The sequence below is a fragment of the Dietzia massiliensis genome (genome assembly GCF_018390595.1).
Lineage (GTDB): Bacteria > Actinomycetota > Actinomycetes > Mycobacteriales > Mycobacteriaceae > Dietzia > Dietzia massiliensis.
Genome location: NZ_JAHBAV010000190.1, coordinates 1 through 452, shown reverse-complemented (window position 1 = coordinate 452; position 452 = coordinate 1). Strand labels below are relative to the sequence as shown.

Here is a 452-nt window from a genome sequence, read left to right as displayed (position 1 = left end):
AACTGATGTGCTGGTGGCGCGGGGAAGGCGCCGCGCAGGTGCTGGCGTGGCATGACGACGGCATTCTGCTGGAGCGCGCGCAGGGTGAAGGCTCGTTGGCGCAGCTGGTGCGTGACGGCGACGATGAGCAGGCCACGCAAATCCTGTGCCGGGCGATCGCCGCCTTGCATGCGCCGCGAGCGGAACCGTTGCCCGAGCTGATCCCGCTGCAGGAGTGGTTCAGCTCACTGTGGCCGGCGGCGCAGGCGCACGGCGGCATGCTGCGTCTCTGTGCCACGGCGGCGGCAGAATTGCTGCACAGCCCGCGAGAAGAGAGCGTGCTGCACGGCGATATTCACCATGACAACGTGCTGGACTTCGGCGAACGCGGCTGGCTGGCGATCGATCCCAAGCGTTTGTATGGCGAACGGGGCTTCGACTACGCCAATATCTTCTGCAATCCCAACTATGGC

The 452-nt window shown here is 65.7% G+C and carries 1 protein-coding gene; it reads left to right on the top strand.

The genetic code is table 11. The features are described 5' to 3' along the window. Positions 1-452, top strand: a 452-nt coding sequence (locus tag KHA85_RS20220) for an aminoglycoside phosphotransferase family protein (protein WP_272875186.1), incomplete at both ends; no start/stop codon positions are given.